This window comes from Enterobacter cloacae complex sp. I1M (assembly GCF_014982425.1).
GTDB classification, from domain to species: Bacteria; Pseudomonadota; Gammaproteobacteria; order Enterobacterales; family Enterobacteriaceae; genus Enterobacter; species Enterobacter intestinihominis.
On the sequence record NZ_JADCLG010000016.1, the window covers coordinates 53,471 to 69,990 of the forward strand.

12 protein-coding genes are annotated in these 16,520 nt (G+C 57.2%); 3 read left to right on the forward strand and 9 right to left on the reverse strand.

The window, feature by feature from the left end:
• The first annotated feature begins 47 nt into the window (after nucleotides 1–47).
• Nucleotides 48–599 carry a ribosome biogenesis factor YjgA gene (gene yjgA, locus INF86_RS09950; protein WP_003856072.1) on the forward strand — a complete coding sequence of 184 codons (552 nt, stop codon included), beginning with the start codon at nucleotides 48–50 and terminating at the stop codon, nucleotides 597–599.
• 85 nt (nucleotides 600–684) lie between these two features.
• On the opposite strand, the gene mpl is transcribed toward yjgA, so the two are convergent.
• A complete protein-coding gene (mpl, locus tag INF86_RS09955) occupies nucleotides 685–2,058 on the reverse strand; it encodes a UDP-N-acetylmuramate:L-alanyl-gamma-D-glutamyl-meso-diaminopimelate ligase (RefSeq protein ID WP_022646859.1) in 1,374 nt (457 codons plus the stop codon).
• Between the two features lie 179 nt (nucleotides 2,059–2,237).
• On the opposite strand from mpl, the gene fbp reads away from it, so the two are divergent.
• On the forward strand, nucleotides 2,238–3,236 hold the full coding sequence (gene fbp, locus INF86_RS09960; RefSeq protein WP_022646858.1) for a class 1 fructose-bisphosphatase: 999 nt from the start codon (nucleotides 2,238–2,240) through the stop codon (nucleotides 3,234–3,236).
• 39 nt (nucleotides 3,237–3,275) lie between these two features.
• Here the strand turns inward: fbp and INF86_RS09965 are convergent, their stop codons facing one another.
• The 5 genes from INF86_RS09965 to ytfQ form a co-directional block, all read right to left on the reverse strand.
• Nucleotides 3,276–4,844, reverse strand: coding sequence for a methyl-accepting chemotaxis protein (locus INF86_RS09965; protein WP_045307825.1), 1,569 nt, complete (start codon nucleotides 4,842–4,844; stop codon nucleotides 3,276–3,278).
• A 93-nt stretch (nucleotides 4,845–4,937) separates the two neighbouring features.
• A complete protein-coding gene (gene yjfF / locus INF86_RS09970; RefSeq protein WP_022646856.1) occupies nucleotides 4,938–5,939 on the reverse strand; it encodes a galactofuranose ABC transporter, permease protein YjfF in 1,002 nt (333 codons plus the stop codon).
• Nucleotides 5,926–6,951, reverse strand: coding sequence for a galactofuranose ABC transporter, ATP-binding protein YtfT (gene ytfT / locus INF86_RS09975; RefSeq protein ID WP_161177600.1), 1,026 nt, complete (start codon nucleotides 6,949–6,951; stop codon nucleotides 5,926–5,928). The genes yjfF and ytfT overlap by 14 nt, the downstream gene beginning before the upstream one ends.
• 10 nt (nucleotides 6,952–6,961) lie before the next feature.
• Nucleotides 6,962–8,464 carry a galactofuranose ABC transporter, ATP-binding protein YtfR gene (gene ytfR / locus INF86_RS09980; protein ID WP_022646854.1) on the reverse strand — a complete coding sequence of 501 codons (1,503 nt, stop codon included), beginning with the start codon at nucleotides 8,462–8,464 and terminating at the stop codon, nucleotides 6,962–6,964.
• A 131-nt stretch (nucleotides 8,465–8,595) separates the two neighbouring features.
• Nucleotides 8,596–9,552 (reverse strand): galactofuranose ABC transporter substrate-binding protein YtfQ, encoded by a 957-nt coding sequence (ytfQ, locus tag INF86_RS09985; protein ID WP_022646853.1) that lies wholly within the window; start codon nucleotides 9,550–9,552, stop codon nucleotides 8,596–8,598.
• A 309-nt stretch (nucleotides 9,553–9,861) separates the two neighbouring features.
• Between ytfQ and ppa the strand changes: the two genes are divergently transcribed.
• Nucleotides 9,862–10,392, forward strand: a complete 531-nt coding sequence (gene ppa / locus INF86_RS09990; protein ID WP_006810347.1) for an inorganic diphosphatase — start codon at nucleotides 9,862–9,864, stop codon at nucleotides 10,390–10,392.
• Nucleotides 10,393–10,533: 141 nt separating this feature from the next.
• Here the strand turns inward: ppa and INF86_RS09995 are convergent, their stop codons facing one another.
• Genes INF86_RS09995 through tamA form a run of 3 tightly spaced genes read right to left on the reverse strand, consistent with a single transcriptional unit; the run spans nucleotide 10,534 to nucleotide 16,387 of the window.
• On the reverse strand, nucleotides 10,534–10,878 hold the full coding sequence (locus INF86_RS09995) for a gamma-glutamylcyclotransferase (protein ID WP_045307822.1): 345 nt from the start codon (nucleotides 10,876–10,878) through the stop codon (nucleotides 10,534–10,536).
• A 2-nt stretch (nucleotides 10,879–10,880) separates the two neighbouring features.
• Nucleotides 10,881–14,657, reverse strand: a complete 3,777-nt coding sequence (gene tamB, locus INF86_RS10000) for an autotransporter assembly complex protein TamB (protein ID WP_193543477.1) — start codon at nucleotides 14,655–14,657, stop codon at nucleotides 10,881–10,883.
• Nucleotides 14,654–16,387: an autotransporter assembly complex protein TamA gene (tamA, locus tag INF86_RS10005; protein ID WP_022646850.1), complete on the reverse strand. Its 1,734-nt coding sequence runs from the start codon at nucleotides 16,385–16,387 to the stop codon at nucleotides 14,654–14,656. The genes tamB and tamA overlap by 4 nt, the downstream gene beginning before the upstream one ends.
• Between the last annotated feature and the right edge of the window lie 133 nt (nucleotides 16,388–16,520).

The following is a 16,520-nucleotide window of genomic DNA, read 5'->3' on the forward strand; positions in this document are numbered from 1 at the left end:
GCGCGTCTTAACTGGTAACATTAGCCTCTTTTTTTAAGGAGCCTGACATGACTAAGCAGCCCGAAGACTGGCTCGACGACGTTCCCGGTGATGACATCGAAGACGAAGATGATGAGATCATCTGGGTCAGTAAAAGTGAAATTAAACGTGACGCCGAAGAGTTAAAACAGCTTGGCGCAGAAATGGTAGAACTGGGTAAGAACGCGCTGGATAAGATCCCGCTCGACCAGGATCTGCGTGATGCCATTGAACTGGCACAGAAAATCAAGAAAGAAGGGCGTCGCCGCCAGCTTCAGCTTATCGGGAAACTGCTGCGTCAGCGCGATGTTGAGCCGATCCGTCAGGCGCTGGATAAACTTAAGAACCGCCACAACCAGCAGGTTGCGCTGTTCCATAAGCTGGAGCAGATCCGCGACCGTCTGATCGAGCAAGGTGATGACGCGGTACCTGAAGTGCTGAACCTGTGGCCGAATGCCGACCGCCAGCAGCTGCGTTCTTTGATCCGTAACGCGAAGAAAGAGAAAGAAGGGAATAAGCCGCCGAAGTCTGCGCGTCTGATTTTCCAGTATCTGCGCGAGCTGTCTGAGAACGAAGAGTAACCCCCTCACCCCAGCCCTCTCCCCAAAGGGGAGAGGGAGAAGAGATAATGTAGGCCCGGTAAGCGCTAACGCCACCGGGCCTTTTTTACTCTGCGGCCGCGGCTTTCTTCGCCAGACCGTCCAGCAGCTTCTGATGGATCCCACCAAACCCGCCGTTGCTCATCACCAGAATGTGATCGCCAGGCTGTGCGGCTTTCACCACCATATCCGCTAAGACATCCACGTCCGCACTCCAGTGCGCTGGCTGAATGCAGGCGTCGGCCACTTCGGCCACCTGCCACGGAATATGCTGCGGTTGCAGGAGGAAGACCTCGTCGGCACGCCCTAAGGACGGCGCGAGATCGTCTTTGCATATCCCCATTTTCATGGTGTTCGAACGCGGTTCCAGCACGGCCAGAATGCGCGCGGTGCCGCCAACTTTGCCACGCAATGCGGCAAGCGTCGCCAGAATGGCGGTTGGGTGGTGCGCGAAATCGTCGTACACCGTCACGCCATTCGCTTCACCACGCAGCTCCAGACGGCGGCGGGCGTTAATGAACGAACCCAGCGCATTGGCGGCATCCGCAGGCAGTACGCCCACGTGACGCGCCGCGGCGATCGCCATCAGGCCGTTGTGCATATTGTGCTCACCCACCAGGCCCCACTTCACTTCGCCCACTTTTTCGCCGTCGAGCAGCACTTCCCATTCGGAAGCATCCGCGTTGAGCTTTTTCGCCTGCCAGTGCCCCTGCTCGCCAACCAGCTCCTGCTCGCTCCAGCACCCCATCGCCATAGTCTGCTTCAGGTTGATGTCGTTCTCCGGCAGGATAATGCGGCCCTGACCCGGAACAATGCGCACCAGATGGTGGAACTGTTTCTGAATCGCTTTCAGGTCGTCAAAGATATCCGCGTGATCGAACTCAAGGTTGTTGAGGATCAGCGTGCGTGGGCAGTAATGCACGAACTTGGAGCGCTTGTCGAAGAACGCGCAGTCGTATTCATCCGCTTCAATCACAAAGAACGGGCTGTCGCCCAGACGCGCGGAGACGTCGAAATTCCCCGGCACGCCGCCGATCACGAACCCCGGCTTGTAGCCGCAGGCTTCGAGGATCCAGGTCGCCATACCGGCGGTGGTGGTTTTGCCGTGCGTCCCGGCAACGGCGACAACCCAGCGGTCGCGCAGGACAAAGTCATGCAGCCACTGCGGGCCAGACATGTACGGGATATTGCGTTCCAGCACCGCTTCAACGCATGGATTCCCACGGGTCATGGCGTTACCAACGATCACCAGATCCGGCTGCGGCTCGAGCTGGCTGGCGTCATATCCCTGAATCAGAGAAATCCCCTGCTTCTCCAGCAGCGTGCTCATCGGCGGATACACATTGGCGTCCGAACCTGTCACTTCATGGCCCAGCGAGCGCGCCAGCATTGCCAGTCCGCCCATGAAAGTGCCACAAATCCCCAATATATGAATGCGCATACGTCACTATCCTTCTTCAATGTGGCGCACATTTTACTCACATGTCAGCGGCTGTGAAACGCATTTCAGGTAAATCCGTATTTTGCTGGCGCGATTCACCTCTGCGCTAATATTTGAATGTTTGTTAAGATTGTTGGACATCAACCGCTTTACTCAACATAAGATGCAGGGAAAGTGTTATGAAAACGTTAGGTGAATTTATTGTCGAAAAGCAGCACGAGTTCTCTCATGCTACGGGTGAGCTCACTGCTTTGCTGTCGGCAATAAAGCTGGGCGCTAAGATCATCCACCGCGATATCAACAAGGCCGGTCTGGTCGATATCCTGGGTGCCAGCGGTGCCGAGAACGTTCAGGGTGAGGTTCAGCAGAAACTCGACCTGTTCGCCAATGAAAAACTGAAAGCAGCACTGCGCGCGCGCGACATCGTTGCGGGTATCGCCTCTGAAGAAGAAGATGAGATCGTCGTATTCGAAGGGTGTGAACACGCAAAATACGTTGTTCTGATGGATCCGCTGGACGGCTCCTCCAACATCGACGTTAACGTTTCTGTCGGTACCATTTTCTCCATCTACCGTCGCGTCACCCCGGTTGGCACACCGGTGACGGAAGAAGACTTCCTGCAGCCGGGCAGCAAGCAGGTTGCTGCCGGTTACGTGGTGTATGGCTCATCCACCATGCTGGTATACACCACCGGCTGCGGCGTGCACGCCTTTACCTACGATCCGTCGCTGGGCGTTTTCTGTCTGAGCCAGGAGCGCATGCGCTTCCCGGAGAAGGGCAATACCTACTCCATCAACGAAGGCAACTACATCCGATTCCCGAATGGCGTGAAGAAGTACATCAAATTCTGCCAGGAAGAGGATAAAGCCACCCAGCGCCCGTACACCTCGCGCTATATCGGCTCGCTGGTGGCGGATTTCCACCGTAACCTGCTGAAGGGTGGTATTTACCTCTACCCAAGCACCGCCAGCCACCCAGACGGAAAACTGCGTCTGCTGTACGAGTGCAACCCGATGGCATTCCTGGCCGAACAGGCAGGCGGCAAAGCGAGTGACGGTAAAGAGCGTATTCTGGATATCGTGCCGGAAAGCCTGCACCAGCGCCGTTCGTTCTTTGTCGGCAACGACCACATGGTTGAAGACGTTGAACGCATGATCCGCGAATTCCCGGACGCGTAACGCGTAAATAGGGGAGCCCGACAGGCTCCCCTATTTTTATCATGCCGTTTGCGCCGTCAGTTTGAAGGATGCCATCGCCTCCATCAGCTCGCGCGATTGTTCCTCCAGGGAACGCGTTGCCGCAGAGGATTGCTGAACCAGCGCCGCGTTTTGTTGCGCCGTTTCATCCATCTGATTGACGGCAATGTTAACCTGCTCAATACCGCGGCTCTGCTCCTGAGACGCCGTCGCAATTTCTCGCATCAGTTTGGTCATACGCAGCACTTCAGTGGCGATCTCGTCCATCGTCTCACCGGCCTGTTGCGCCAGCTCGCTGCCCTCGTTCACGTGGGTTTGCGAATCGCTGATCAGCGAGCGGATCTCTTTCGCCGCATCGGCACTGCGGCTGGCGAGATTGCGCACCTCACCCGCCACGACCGCAAAACCCCGTCCCTGCTCGCCCGCGCGCGCCGCTTCCACGGAGGCGTTCAGCGCCAGAATATTGGTCTGGAAGGCAATGCCGTCGATGACGCTCAGGATATCGGCGATGCGCGCCGAGCTGCCGGCGATGTCGCGCATCTTCTCAATGACGTAGCAGACCATTTCGCTGCCATGATCGGCGGTATCGGAGACCGACTGCGCCAGCTGGTGCGCCTGCCCGGCGTTATCGGCGTTAAGTTTCACCGTGGCGGTGATCTCTTCCATGCTGGCGGCCGTCTGCTCCAGCGAGGTGGCGGTGGATTCCGTGCGCTGGGCCAGGTTCAGGTTCCCTGCCGTCAGCTCGCGGCTGCCGGTATCAATCTGCGAGCTGGCGTCACGCACCCGCAGAACGGAATTCATCAGCGACTGGCGCATCTCTTCGATGACCGCGTTGAGGCGATTAAATTCCTGGCTCGCCGGCGCGTTCAGGGTGTGGGTTAAATCCCCGGCCGCTACGTGCTCCAGCTGGGCAATTGAGGCTGAAAGCGGCTTGAGCAGCATATGGCGCAGCACCAGCCAGGCCAGCACGATAATGCCTGCCGTCAGCAGCGCCGCGACGATAATCAGGATCAGCACACGGGTTTTACTCGCCTGCACGGCGCTCACCTCCGCTTTGCCGCGCGCCTCGCTCCACGTCTGGAACGCCTGCATATCGTTATCAAACTGCTTCGCCACCGGGACCAGCTTGCTTTCCAGCAGATCGTAATAGCCGTCCGCGCTTTGCTCGTTCAGGGCTTTCAGCATCGGGCTGATACCCTGCTGGTTGTACACCGCCAGGCTCGAGGCGACGTTATCCAGCAGCTTTTGCCCCTGCTCATCCGCCACGCCGCCGCCGATCACGCCCTTCAGCGTTTTCTGTGCCAGCGCCACTTCCTGGTTAATGGTTTTGACCGCCCTGGCCGCATCGTCCAGCAGGCCGACCTCCATCATTCGGACGGCCTGACCCGCTTCGTTACGCGCGCGCAGGATCAGCGTATAGCCGGCATTTAGCTGCACCATCTGTTCACCCTGAAGATGATTGATGCGCTGGAGAGAAGCGGAACTTTGCGTAAGGGCATAAATGCCAATGCCGCTGACAATCAGCAGCAGAAGGGTCATAACGGCCAGTAAAGAGAGCAAGCCGGTACGAATCGATAGCGTTTTAAGCATGATGTTATTTCCGGTAGCGAGATATTTCTGGGCATAAAAAAAGAGTATCGACCGCTACCGGAAAATGTTTAGAGTTTAAGCAATTTCAGCATGTTATCGCCCTGTTAAAGATGTATTCACACGGGTAACAGGCGAGCTCTGGCGGTTCTCCCACAGCACCGTCAGGCCGCGCTGGAGCGCGATAAAAATAAACAGCAGAATACCGATGGCGATTTTGGTCCACCAGGAGCTGAGCGTGCCGTCGAAGTTGATGTAGGTCTGAATCAGCCCCTGGATCGCCACGCCAAACAGCGTACCGAGCACCGTCCCTACCCCGCCGCTGAGCAGCGTACCGCCAATCACCACCGAGGCAATGGCGTCAAGCTCAACGCCCACCCCCGCCAGGGCATAGCCTGCCTGGGTGTATACCGAAAACACAATCCCCGCGAGGGTGGCAAGGCCGGTCGAAAGCATATAGATGCGGATGGTGGTGCTGCGCGTGGAAATCCCCATCAGGTTCGCGGACGTGGCGCTGCCGCCAATGGCATAAACCTGGTTACCAAACCGGGTACGGTGAGCGAGGAAGATCCCGATAACCACCACGCCCAGCATCAGCAGCCCCATTGCGCTCAGGCGCCCTCCGCCGGGAATTTTCCACGCCAGGCTGGAGAGCGTGTCGTAGATCGGATGGTTAATCGGAATTGACTCCTCCGACACCAGATAGCTCACGCCGCGCAGGAAGAACATCCCGGCGAGGGTGATGATAAACGCCGGTATTTTCAGCGCGTCGATCAAAAGCCCCATAAAGGCGCCGAACGCGCAGCCCATGACCAGCACCAGCGGAAACGCCAGCAGCGGCGAAATACCCCAAAAGCCAATCGCCTTGGCAAGGAAAACGCCGGTAAAGGCGATCACCGACCCAACGGAGAGATCGATCCCGCCGGAGAGGATCACAAACGTCATGCCGACGGCGATAATGCCTAAAAAGGCGTTGTCGGTCAGGATGTTGCAAATCACCCGCGTGGAGGCGAAGCCCGGGAACTGGGTCAGGCAGTAAAGGTATCCCAGCACGAACACACCCAGCGTGATCATTAACGGCAAATTACGTTTTATCATGACCGCGGAACCCCTTAATGAGAGTGATAAAGCGCGGCGACTGCACGATAAGTACGATAAGCACCACGACCGCTTTGACGACCTGATTAAGCTCCGGCTGGAACCCGGAGAGCAAAATACCGGTATTCATACCCTGAATAATTAACGCCCCCACCACCGAGAGCAGCAGATTAAAACGTCCGCCCATCAGCGACCCACCGCCGATAACCACCGCGAGGATCGCATCAAGCTCCAGCCAGAGTCCGGCGTTGTTGGCATCCGCCCCGCGAATGTCGGCCGCCACAATCACCCCGGCAATCGCAGCACAGACGCCGCTCAGCACGTAGGTCAGCATCACCATCAGCCGTGTATTTACCCCGGCGTTTTTCGCGGCCCGAATGTTAATTCCCACCGCTTCGATGAACATCCCGAGCGCCGTTTTGCGGGTGAAAAGCCAGAACACCACCAGCGTCACCAGCGCGACGATCACCGGGGTCGGGAAGAACAGAAAATTACCGCTGCCAATCCACGCAAGATTCGGGGAGGTAAAGGTGACGATTTGACCGGAGGTGATAAGCTGCGCCACACCGCGCCCGGCCACCATCAAAATCAACGTCGCGACAAACGGCTGGATCTTGAGCACCGCGACCAGAATGCCGTTCCACAGCCCGGCTAATACACCGGAGCCCAGCGCGGCCAGCAGAACCACCGGCAGGCTGTGCCCGGCGACGGTCATCGAGGCGGCGGTGGCGCCCGCAATTGCCATTACCGCACCGACGGAAAGGTCGATCCCGCCGGTGGCAATGACCAGCGTCATACCCATCGCCAGCAGTGCCACGGGCGCGGCACGGTTTAAGATGTCGATCGGGCTACCAAACAGGCGGCCATCCTGCACGACGATCTGAAAGAAATGCGGAGCCACCAGGCTATCCACCAGCAGCACCAGCAGCAGCGCCACGATTTGCGGCGTGCCGGTCGGCCAGCTGAAGCGGCGCTTCGCTTCGCCAGTTTGCGAAAGAGAACGGGACATCACATATGACTCCTTACGCCGCGATGGCATTCATGATCGCCGGAACCGACAGTTTATCCAGCGGGATCTCTGCCACCTGCCTGCGATCGCGCATGATGATGACGCGATCGGCATAGCCAACCAGCTCCTCCAGCTCAGACGAGATCACCAGCAGCGCCAGACCGTCGGCGCACAGCGTTTCGATAAGCCGGATGATTTCGGCATGCGCGCCCACGTCGATACCGCGCGTGGGCTCGTCGAGGATCAGGAACTGCGGTTTGGTCAGCAGCCAGCGCGAGAGCAACACCTTCTGCTGATTACCGCCCGAAAGGAACTCGATGGGCTGTTCCGCGCTCGGGGTACGGATACCGAGCTGGCGGATGAAGCGCTCGGCAATCGCGTTCTGCTCGCGCTTAGGGATCGGACGCAGCCAGCCGCGCTGGGCCTGTAGCGCCAGAATGATGTTTTCCCGCACCGAGGCGGCGGCAATAATCCCGTCCGTTTTTCTGTCCTCCGGGCAGAAGCCCACGCCGAGGCACGACGCCTGATGCGGTGAACGTAGCGTTTGCGGTTTGCCTTTGATCAGCGCCGTTCCGCTGTCGGCAGGTTTGATCCCGAAGATCACTTCGGCGGTTTCGGTGCGCCCGGAGCCTAACAGCCCTGCCAGACCCACAATTTCACCGGGGCGTACCTCGAGGTTAAACGGCGCGATGGTCCCTTTTTTGCCGTAATCGTGAAACGCGGCGATCGGTTTTTCGCTCAGCAGCGTGCGGCCCGCACGCTGGAGTGCGTTGGTCTCCAGCTCGCGACCCAGCATCATTTTGACCAGCTCAATCTGCGGCAGCTCGCGGGTTTCCCGGCAGCCGACAAAGCCGCCGTTGCGCAGCACCGTAATACGGTCGCTTACCTCGTAAACCTGATCGAGGAAGTGCGTAACAAAGATCAGGCTCACGCCCTGATCGCGCAGCTGGCGCATCAGGGTAAAAAGCATCTCCACTTCCTGGGTATCGAGGCTGGCGGTGGGTTCATCGAGGATCAGCACTTTCGCCGAGAGATCGATAGCGCGACAGATCGCCACGATCTGCTGCATCGCCACGGAAAAACGGTTCAGCGGTTCGCGCACGTCGAGAGAGAAGCCATACGATTCCATCAGCTTCGCGGCGCGCGCTTCCATTTCTTTACGGCGCAGCAGGCCAAAACGTCTGGGCTCGCGGCCAATAAACAGGTTATCCGCTACCGACATGTTTGGCAGCAGGTTCACTTCCTGGTAGACCGTGCCGATCCCCAGTTGCTGCGCATGCGCGGTATTTTTGGGCGAAATAGCATTACCTTCCAGCCAGATAGCGCCGCGATCGGCGTGATAGACCCCGGTCAGGGTTTTAATCAGCGTCGACTTCCCCGCCCCGTTTTCGCCGAGCAACGCCATGATCTCCCCCCGCCGCAGGCTGAAATCAACGTTATCCAGCGCCTTAACGCCAGGGAAAAATTTACTCAGGCCCTCAGTGCGGAGGATTTCCTGGTGTTGTTCGGTGGTCATGGTTTCCCCTCACCCTGACCCTCTCCCCGGAGGGGAGAGGGGATTATTCGTGCCAGTCTTTAATTTTCTGCCCAAACTGCCCTTTTCCCTCTCCCCTCCGGGGAGAGGGCTAGGGTGAGGGTGGGCTGAGCTTAGTAGCCCATATTTTTCTTCTTCTCTAACTCTTCTTTCGCCGTGTCCGGCAGGTAGAGCGTGGATTTGGTGATGGTCAACTTCTCAGGCTGGGTGCCGTCTTTCTTGAATTTCTCCAGCGCATCGAATGCCGGGCCCGCCATGTTCGGCGTCAGCTCCACGCTGGCGTTCGCTTCGCCGTCAATCATCGCTTTGTAGATGTCCGGTACGCCGTCGATCGAGCCGGTGAGAATATCTTTGCCCGGCTTCAGGCCCGCTTCTTTGATGGCCTGGATGGCGCCGATCACCATGTCGTCGTTGTGGGCGTAAACCATGCAGATATTTTTGCCGTTATTTTCTGCCTTGATGAAGCTTTCCATGACCTCTTTACCCTTGCTGCGGGTGAAGTCGCCGGACTGAGAACGGATGATCTTGATGTTTGGTGCTTTGGCGATGGCCTCCGCGAAACCTTTCTTACGGTCGATAGCCACGCTCGCCCCGACGGTGCCCTGCAACTCAACCACGTTACACGGCTTGCCATCCACCTGCTTTACCAGCCAGTCACCAATCAGTTTGCCTTCCAGCACGTTATCGGCGGTGACGGTGGTCATATAGAGAGATTTGTCTTTAACGTCGATGGAACGGTCGAGCAAGAACACAGGAATTTCAGCCTCTTTAGCTTCCTTCAGCACCGGCTCCCAGCCCGTGGCAACAACCGGGGCAATAAAGATGGCATCCACGCCCTGAGCGATAAAAGAGCGCACCGCTTTAATCTGATTCTCTTGCTTTTGCTGACCATCGGCGATTTTCAGGGTAATACCGCGCTTTTCGGCCTCACTTTTCGCCACGTTCGTTTCAGCGGCGCGCCAGCCGGATTCAGATCCGACCTGCGAAAATCCAACGGTTAACGGTGCGGCCATCGCCATAGACGACATGGCTGCCGAAACTGCTGTAACAAGAAGTAAGCGCTTCCACATATGAACGTCCTCGTAGGGTAGGTTATTGTTGGTTAAAAGATGTTCTGCGGATGAACTATAGCCAATGGAATATGTTACGGATTGCGTTACATCACACTTCAGAAAAGTGAATAAAACGTTAATCACAAGTTTGTAATCGCTTTCATTTCCACATTTAAAATGCGGCTGAGTTTATGGATTATCCTGTCATGGAAACGGTCTGAAAAGTGAAAGCGCGAGGGAGATAAGACGAAAACAGGCGAAGACTTTCAGCGCCAGTTGGCTATAATACCTGCCACTTGTTTACCATCCATTTTAAAGGACACCGACATGAGCTTACTCAACGTCCCTGCGGGTAAAGAACTGCCAGAAGACATCTACGTTGTGATCGAAATCCCGGCCAACGCAGATCCAATCAAATACGAAATCGACAAAGACACCGGTGCGCTGTTCGTTGACCGTTTCATGTCTACCGCCATGTTCTATCCGTGCAACTACGGCTACATCAACCACACTCTGTCTCTGGACGGTGATCCGGTTGACGTACTGGTCCCAACGCCATACCCATTGCAGCCAGGCTCCGTCATTCGCTGCCGCCCTGTTGGCGTGCTGAAAATGACTGACGAAGCGGGTGAAGATGCGAAACTGGTTGCCGTACCGCACACCAAGCTGAGCAAAGAGTACGATCACATTAAAGATGTGAACGACCTGCCAGAGCTGCTGAAAGCGCAGATCGCCCACTTCTTCGAGCACTACAAAGATCTCGAAAAAGGCAAATGGGTTAAAGTTGAAGGCTGGGATAACGCAGAAGCGGCGAAAGCAGAAATCATCGCGTCTTTCGAGCGTGCTGCTAAGAAGTAATTCTTACTGCTGATACTAAGCCCCGCGCGTCGGGGCTTTTTTGTGCCTTTCGATGCGCCCGGCGGCGCTACGCTTGCACGGGCCTACAATCAGCAAGAGGCGCAAAACGATAACGCCACCTTACGGTGGCGCTGTCGTTTTTCAGAACTGGTCTCTGTCTAACCAGTTACCGCTTTCAATCAGCGTTAACCCGTCGACCGAACGTTGGTACACATACATCCATGCACTGCCGTAAGGCGTCTGGATCAACTGGCGAGCGTATTCACCGCCCCTGGTGCGCAAGGCATCAAGTTCGGCCAGCGTAGCATTATCAATACGATAAACCTCACCCTGTACCGTTCCGTTCCCCGGAACCGCGCCTGGATAGTGGCCCAGACTGTACAACTGGTAGTTTTCGATTGTGTAATTTCCCAGCAACTGGGCGTTGGTCATCCAGTGGCTGTTGCCTTGCTTGGTTCGTAAACTGCCGTAAACAAATATTCGCATTGCTAAAACTCAAACTGATAGAGCAGATCAAGTGCCTGGTCTACGCCGGACACTGCTTCCAGATATAGCTTAGGCATCAGGCGATAACGTAACGTGAGTGTAGCCAGTGAGTCAAAGATCCCCACGCCATATTTTACCTGTAGACCCGGCAGTACATAGCCGCTGACCACTACCTGCGAAGAGTCACCCACGCCCTGAGTGTCCAGCGCCAGATTGCTTACGCCAAACGTCTCGCCGATTTTACCCACAACCTGACCACTTTGTGCAACCCCCAGACCGACTAACATCGATGTCATTGCCGCACCATCGCCCTGTTGGCTATCCAGACCCTGGCCGCGCAGCAGGTAGGAGAGCGCTTCCTGCTGCGACATGGCCGGGTCAGAGAAGATCTCTGCCTTAGGTTCATCGGCGGAGCCCGTCACGCGCACGCCCGCAATCACATCATCTTCGGTGGCTTCTGGGTTACGGATCGCTTCGATATTGAGTACCGGCTGATCCGGTGGGCCGGAGAACAGCAGCTCACCTTTACGCACAATCAAATCCTGACCGTAGGCATGGAAGCGCCCTTCAGGAATATTGATTTGTCCATTGAGGCCAAGCCCCTGTTGATCCTGCGCCACCTTCAGGTCACCCGTGAGTCTCGCCTTCAGCCCAAACGCGTCCAAACGCACGTTATTCCCCACGTGCACAATAAGATTACTATTGATCGGTATGCCAGCGCTCTTCTGTTCAACAGGTTTCAGATTTTCATTGAGCATAACTTCATCACTGGAGACGCCAACCGCGCTTTCCGGCACTTCGTGAACCACGATGCGCGCCCAGGGCACGTCGACGCGGCCGTCCAGGGTGAAGAGACTCGGCGTTGCCTCAAAGACCACGTCTGGCGACACGTCCAGGCGCACCATCGGCGGTACCGTGATACGCACCCTGCTGCCCTTGGCCGCAATACGGGCGCGCCAGTTGTCGAGCTGGCTCCAGTCTGCGTCACCAGTCAGGTTGATTTGTCCCTGCTGTGTCAGCACTGAGCCACTGAGGGTTGAGCTTTGGCCGTTAAAGTTCATCGTCAGCTGGCTTGGCTGCATATCGAACGGCATAAAGTTACCGTCAATGTCCACGCCGTTTAACCGCATCTGGCCAAACAGCTGCGGGCTTTGCGCATCCCCCGCCAGACGCAGGTTGGCGCTGAGCATCCCCGCCGCCTTTTCTCCCCGCGAGAAAATCGGATTCACCATCGCCAGGTTGAAGTTGCGAATATTGACGTTGCCGCCGAGATTGCGCCGCCCTTGCGGATCGGTAATTTGCACCTGTCCGTCAAGCTGACCGTTGTTGGTCAGACGAATAAGCCATCCCAGTTCCGCACGATTGTTACGCAGGTCAGCGTTCACATTCAGGGTGTCGAACGCCACCGGCAGCGGCGCGTCATTGACCTCCTGCGTCACCTTCACGTTACGCCCGGAGAGGGTAACGCTGCCCTGCGGCAGTCCCTCTTTGGTGGTGTCCCACGCGACGTCCGCTTTACCGCTGAAGACCCCGCTGGCCTGGGTGGTTTCCGGCATAAACGGTTTCAGCATCGCCAGGTCAAAACGGTTGAGGTTGATCTGCGCGCGTCCTTCCGCGCCCGCATCAATGGTCTGCGGCACGCACAGCTCAGCATTCGGGTTGGTCCAGCAGTGTGGCCCAATGCTGATCTTTTGCTCCGCATTGCGGTAGTCCAGCGCGATGGATCGGGACAGCACCAGCGGGCCGACCGGCGTGCTGAAGCGGGTGTTATCCAGCACGCCCTTCCAGCGCGTTGCCTGGCGGTCAAAACTGCCCGTCAGGTGCAGCTGCCCGGAGACCGGCTCGCCCTGCACGCGCAGCTGGAGATCGTGCTGCTTTTCGTTACCTTTTGCCGCCAGCGTGACCAGACTGATGTTCACGTCCGGCTGGGAGATACGCTCCACGCGCAGGTCCAGGTTTCCGCCGATCTGATCGGTGGATTTCACGTCCCCTTCGACGCGCACGCGGGCAATGGAAAGTTCCTGCCAGCGCAGGTTATTGGCGGTGATGTCCGCCAGCAGCTGCGGCGCCTCCACTGTACCGCGAACCTTCACTAACCCCTTCGCCGTCCCGCCAAGACCCGGCAGGGCGTTATCGAGATTTGGCGCGTCGATGGTGGCATCCAGATCGAGATCTTTCACCCCCAGCTCGCCTTTGATATCTGCCGTGTTGCGGCCCAGCGCCACGTGCAGGCCCGGGATCACCCACTGGAGATAGCTGTTGCCCTTAAGCGAGCCCTCTACGTTGACTTTGTTCTGCTTCACATTACCGGTGAGCTTGAGTTCCGGCACGTCCATCTGCCAGGTGCCGCCGTACAGGCTACCGCGGGTTTTGATCAGACCATTCAGTTTTGACGGCCAGTCCGGGACTTCTTTAGCGGTGTTGATCCCGGTCAGCTTCAGCTCGCCGCGCCAGCTGATCGCCTGCTGCCAGTCGAGCAGCGCGGTCAGCTCGGTTTTCCCTTCCAGCGCCGCCACGGTCAGCTTGTCGAGGTTAACCTGCAACTCGTTACCCTTCGCATCCAGAGTAATATCGGCGGGCGGTACTCCCTGCCCCTTCACTGCCGTACGGAACGACAGCGTGTAGTCGGTCATTTTGCCACTCAGCTTCAGCTTTAGATCGTCGGCCTGGAACTGCTTTTCACCGGTGAACGGCCAGTAAAGCTGCTTGCTGACAATCTCAAGGTTGAGCGGTAGACCGGCCTCTGCCAGCTGGGTTTGCCCGCGCAGTACCATATCCACAGGGCCGGAGAGGTTCACGCCGAACTCCAGCTTCTCGCGCAGCGCGCCGCCGACTTTCACCTTCACCTTCTCGCCTTTCAGCGGATCGATGTTCAGGGCGCTTTTAAGGGTAATATCTACCGGCCAGTTATCGCGCAGCAGCGCATTGCCTGAGGCGTTTACCGACCCCTGGTTGGTATCGATATCCAGCGCGTCGAGCTTCATGTTGCCGTCGATACTGCTGACTTTAAGCAGCATGTTGAAGACCGTCAGATCGGTATCGCCGGTCAGACGCAGCTGCTCGCCCTTAAACTCTTCGATATTGAGGTTCAGCGGCAGATGCACGTCGGTCATCTCCGGCAGAACCGGTTTCGAGAAGAGATCTTTCAGCGTTTCACCCAGCGGTTTTTCTTCCGGCTGCGGGTTCTGGATCTTCGGCTCGACGATCTCTTCCTGCGCCACGTCGGCCACCTTCGGCAGCGCAATCAGCAGCCCTTGCAGGGAGGTTGGGGTCAGGGTGAGGTTTTTCTCCTGCCAGCGCAGACCGGAGGTGAAATCCATCACGGATACCGTCGTGTCGTCGATTTTGATATTGACGTTATCCAGCGCGACCCGGTAGAGCGCAATCGGGTACGGCGTGGAGAGATTCAGCGGGCCGCTGTCCTCTTCCTCGACAGGCTCAGACTTCGGCATTTTTTTGGAGTCTATCGCCACATTCACATCTTTTAGCGACAGATCGTTTACGCACAGCTGGCTATCCCGCAGGCAGCCGAGCTTGACCGCCAGATGAAACTCGCCCGCGTTCACCGCCACGCCGGGCTGTTCATAACGAATATTCTTCAGGCGCAGATCGCGCCAGCCGCCCGTCACCTGGCCAATTTCCAGCCCTGGCACCCAGCGGTTCGCGGCGTTAAACAGCAGATGCAGGCCCGTGGTGGTACCCACCAGAAATGCCACCGTGCCGAGCAGTAATACGATAAAAATCAGCACCCCGAGGCTTATCTTCTTCCATAAACTCATAATTCAGGCCCCAGACCGATGTAAAACTGTAAACCGTGTTCTTCTTTGTCGCCCACCGGAACGGCGAAATCGAGCTTGATCGGCCCGACCGGTGACTGCCAGCGCACGCCCACACCCGCGCCGGTTTTGAAATCGCTGCGGCGGATGTCGTTCACCGCCTCGCCGCTGTCGACAAACATGGCGCCCCACCATTTGCCGCTGACGTTGTACTGATACTCCAGCGAGCCGGTCGCCAGTTTAGAGGCCCCGGTCAATTGGCCTTTCTCGTTTTCAGGTGAGATCGATTTGTACTTATATCCGCGAATGCTGCGGTCGCCCCCGGCGAAGAAACGCAGATCTGGCGGAACGCGTTCGAAGTCACCGGTTTCGATCCAGCCCAGGTTGCCGCGAACCACAAAGCGGTGCTTGTCGTAGAGGGTACGGATCCAGACGTTTTGCGCCTGCACGACGGAGAAATCCACGTCTGAGCCCCAGGCGGAGTTGGAATAATCGATGGAGTAGCGCTGAGAATCGCCCCAGGTCGGCATCAGGCCACCGCGCGAGCGGGTACGGCTGATCATCACGCCCGGATAAAGCAGCATGGTGGTGTTGGTGACGTTTGCCTGAGTAAAGTGGTCAAGGCTCCAGCGCAGGTTAATGGCGCGCTGCCAGCCGCTGGAGAGATCCCAGAAGCGTGATACCGCAAGCGTCGTCGAATCCTGTTCGGTATCGTTCAAATCGGTACGCTTAAAGCCGCCCTGCACGAGGTAGTATTGCTCAAGCGGATTTTTCAGCAGCGGCATTTTATAGCTGAAGTCCAGCTGCTGTTCAGGCGCAGACAGGCTGAGGCTGGTGGTCAGGCTGTGACCGTAGGAGTTCATCCACGGTTTTTTCCACGAGGCTTTCACGCGCGGGCCGACGTCCGTGGAGTAGCCGACACCGGTCTCAATGGTGTTCTCGGTGCGCGGTGAGACCACGCCATGCAGCGGTAACACTTTCGTTTTACGGGATTTATCAAATTGCGGTGCCACCACCACGGAGTTAAACCAGCCGGTGGCAGATAAACGACGGTTCAGCTCGCCCAGGTCGCTGGACTGGTAGTAGTCACCCTTTTTAAACGGCACCAGGTTTTGCAGATACTCATCACGGATTTGCGATCCTTCAAAGGTTACATCGCCAAACCGATAGCGCTCGCCGCTGTCGTAATCGATATCCCAGAATGCCTGACGTCGTTCAAGCGCAACGCCCAGCTGGCTTTTGTTGAACTGGCTGTCAAAGTAGCCTTTGCGCAGCGAAACGCTGGTTAAGGATTTTTTAAAGCGATCGTAATCCCCGTGATTAAGCACGGTGCCCACTTTCGGGCGGTTGCTGAGCAGATCCAGGTAGTCACGATCCGTGCGTGCACCGCCGCGCAGCACCACGTTCGTGCCGCCAATCAGGACGGGTTCTCCCGGCGAGACGCGGGCAATCAATACCTGACGTCCTTTAGCCGGCGGCGGCCGTAAATCGAAATCAATGGTGGGTTCGTAGTACCCCAACGCCTTTAAGCCTTCGCGAATGGCGTCATCCACGCGCGCGCGAAAACGCCGATCCGGCGTGACTTCATCGCTCTGGATGGTGGAAAGCTGCGCACGCACGTTTTTTTCCAGCGCCCCGGATAACCCCTCAACCTGCAAACGGACATTCGCCGCGCTGGCAATCCCGCTTGTCAGCATTAAACTGACTAAACATAACTGGCGGATCTTTGTCACGTTTTCTCCTGAATATCCCTGTTTCCACCCTGGAAGCAAATGCAGTGCCGCTCCGCGGCAAAATACGGCCTGAAAGCCAAAAACCCAAATTACGGGTTGAAAAAGGGCCTAACACCCAAATATTTCTTATGAT

Coding starts and splice junctions, on each gene's coding strand:
- yjgA (WP_003856072.1), top strand. CDS start 48: ATGACTAAGCAGCCCGAAGACTGGCTCGACGACGTTCCCGGTGATGAC.
- mpl (WP_022646859.1), bottom strand. CDS start 2,058: ATGCGCATTCATATATTGGGGATTTGTGGCACTTTCATGGGCGGACTG.
- fbp (WP_022646858.1), top strand. CDS start 2,238: ATGAAAACGTTAGGTGAATTTATTGTCGAAAAGCAGCACGAGTTCTCT.
- INF86_RS09965 (WP_045307825.1), bottom strand. CDS start 4,844: ATGCTTAAAACGCTATCGATTCGTACCGGCTTGCTCTCTTTACTGGCC.
- yjfF (WP_022646856.1), bottom strand. CDS start 5,939: ATGATAAAACGTAATTTGCCGTTAATGATCACGCTGGGTGTGTTCGTG.
- ytfR (WP_022646854.1), bottom strand. CDS start 8,464: ATGACCACCGAACAACACCAGGAAATCCTCCGCACTGAGGGCCTGAGT.
- ytfQ (WP_022646853.1), bottom strand. CDS start 9,552: ATGTGGAAGCGCTTACTTCTTGTTACAGCAGTTTCGGCAGCCATGTCG.
- ppa (WP_006810347.1), top strand. CDS start 9,862: ATGAGCTTACTCAACGTCCCTGCGGGTAAAGAACTGCCAGAAGACATC.
- INF86_RS09995 (WP_045307822.1), bottom strand. CDS start 10,878: ATGCGAATATTTGTTTACGGCAGTTTACGAACCAAGCAAGGCAACAGC.
- tamB (WP_193543477.1), bottom strand. CDS start 14,657: ATGAGTTTATGGAAGAAGATAAGCCTCGGGGTGCTGATTTTTATCGTA.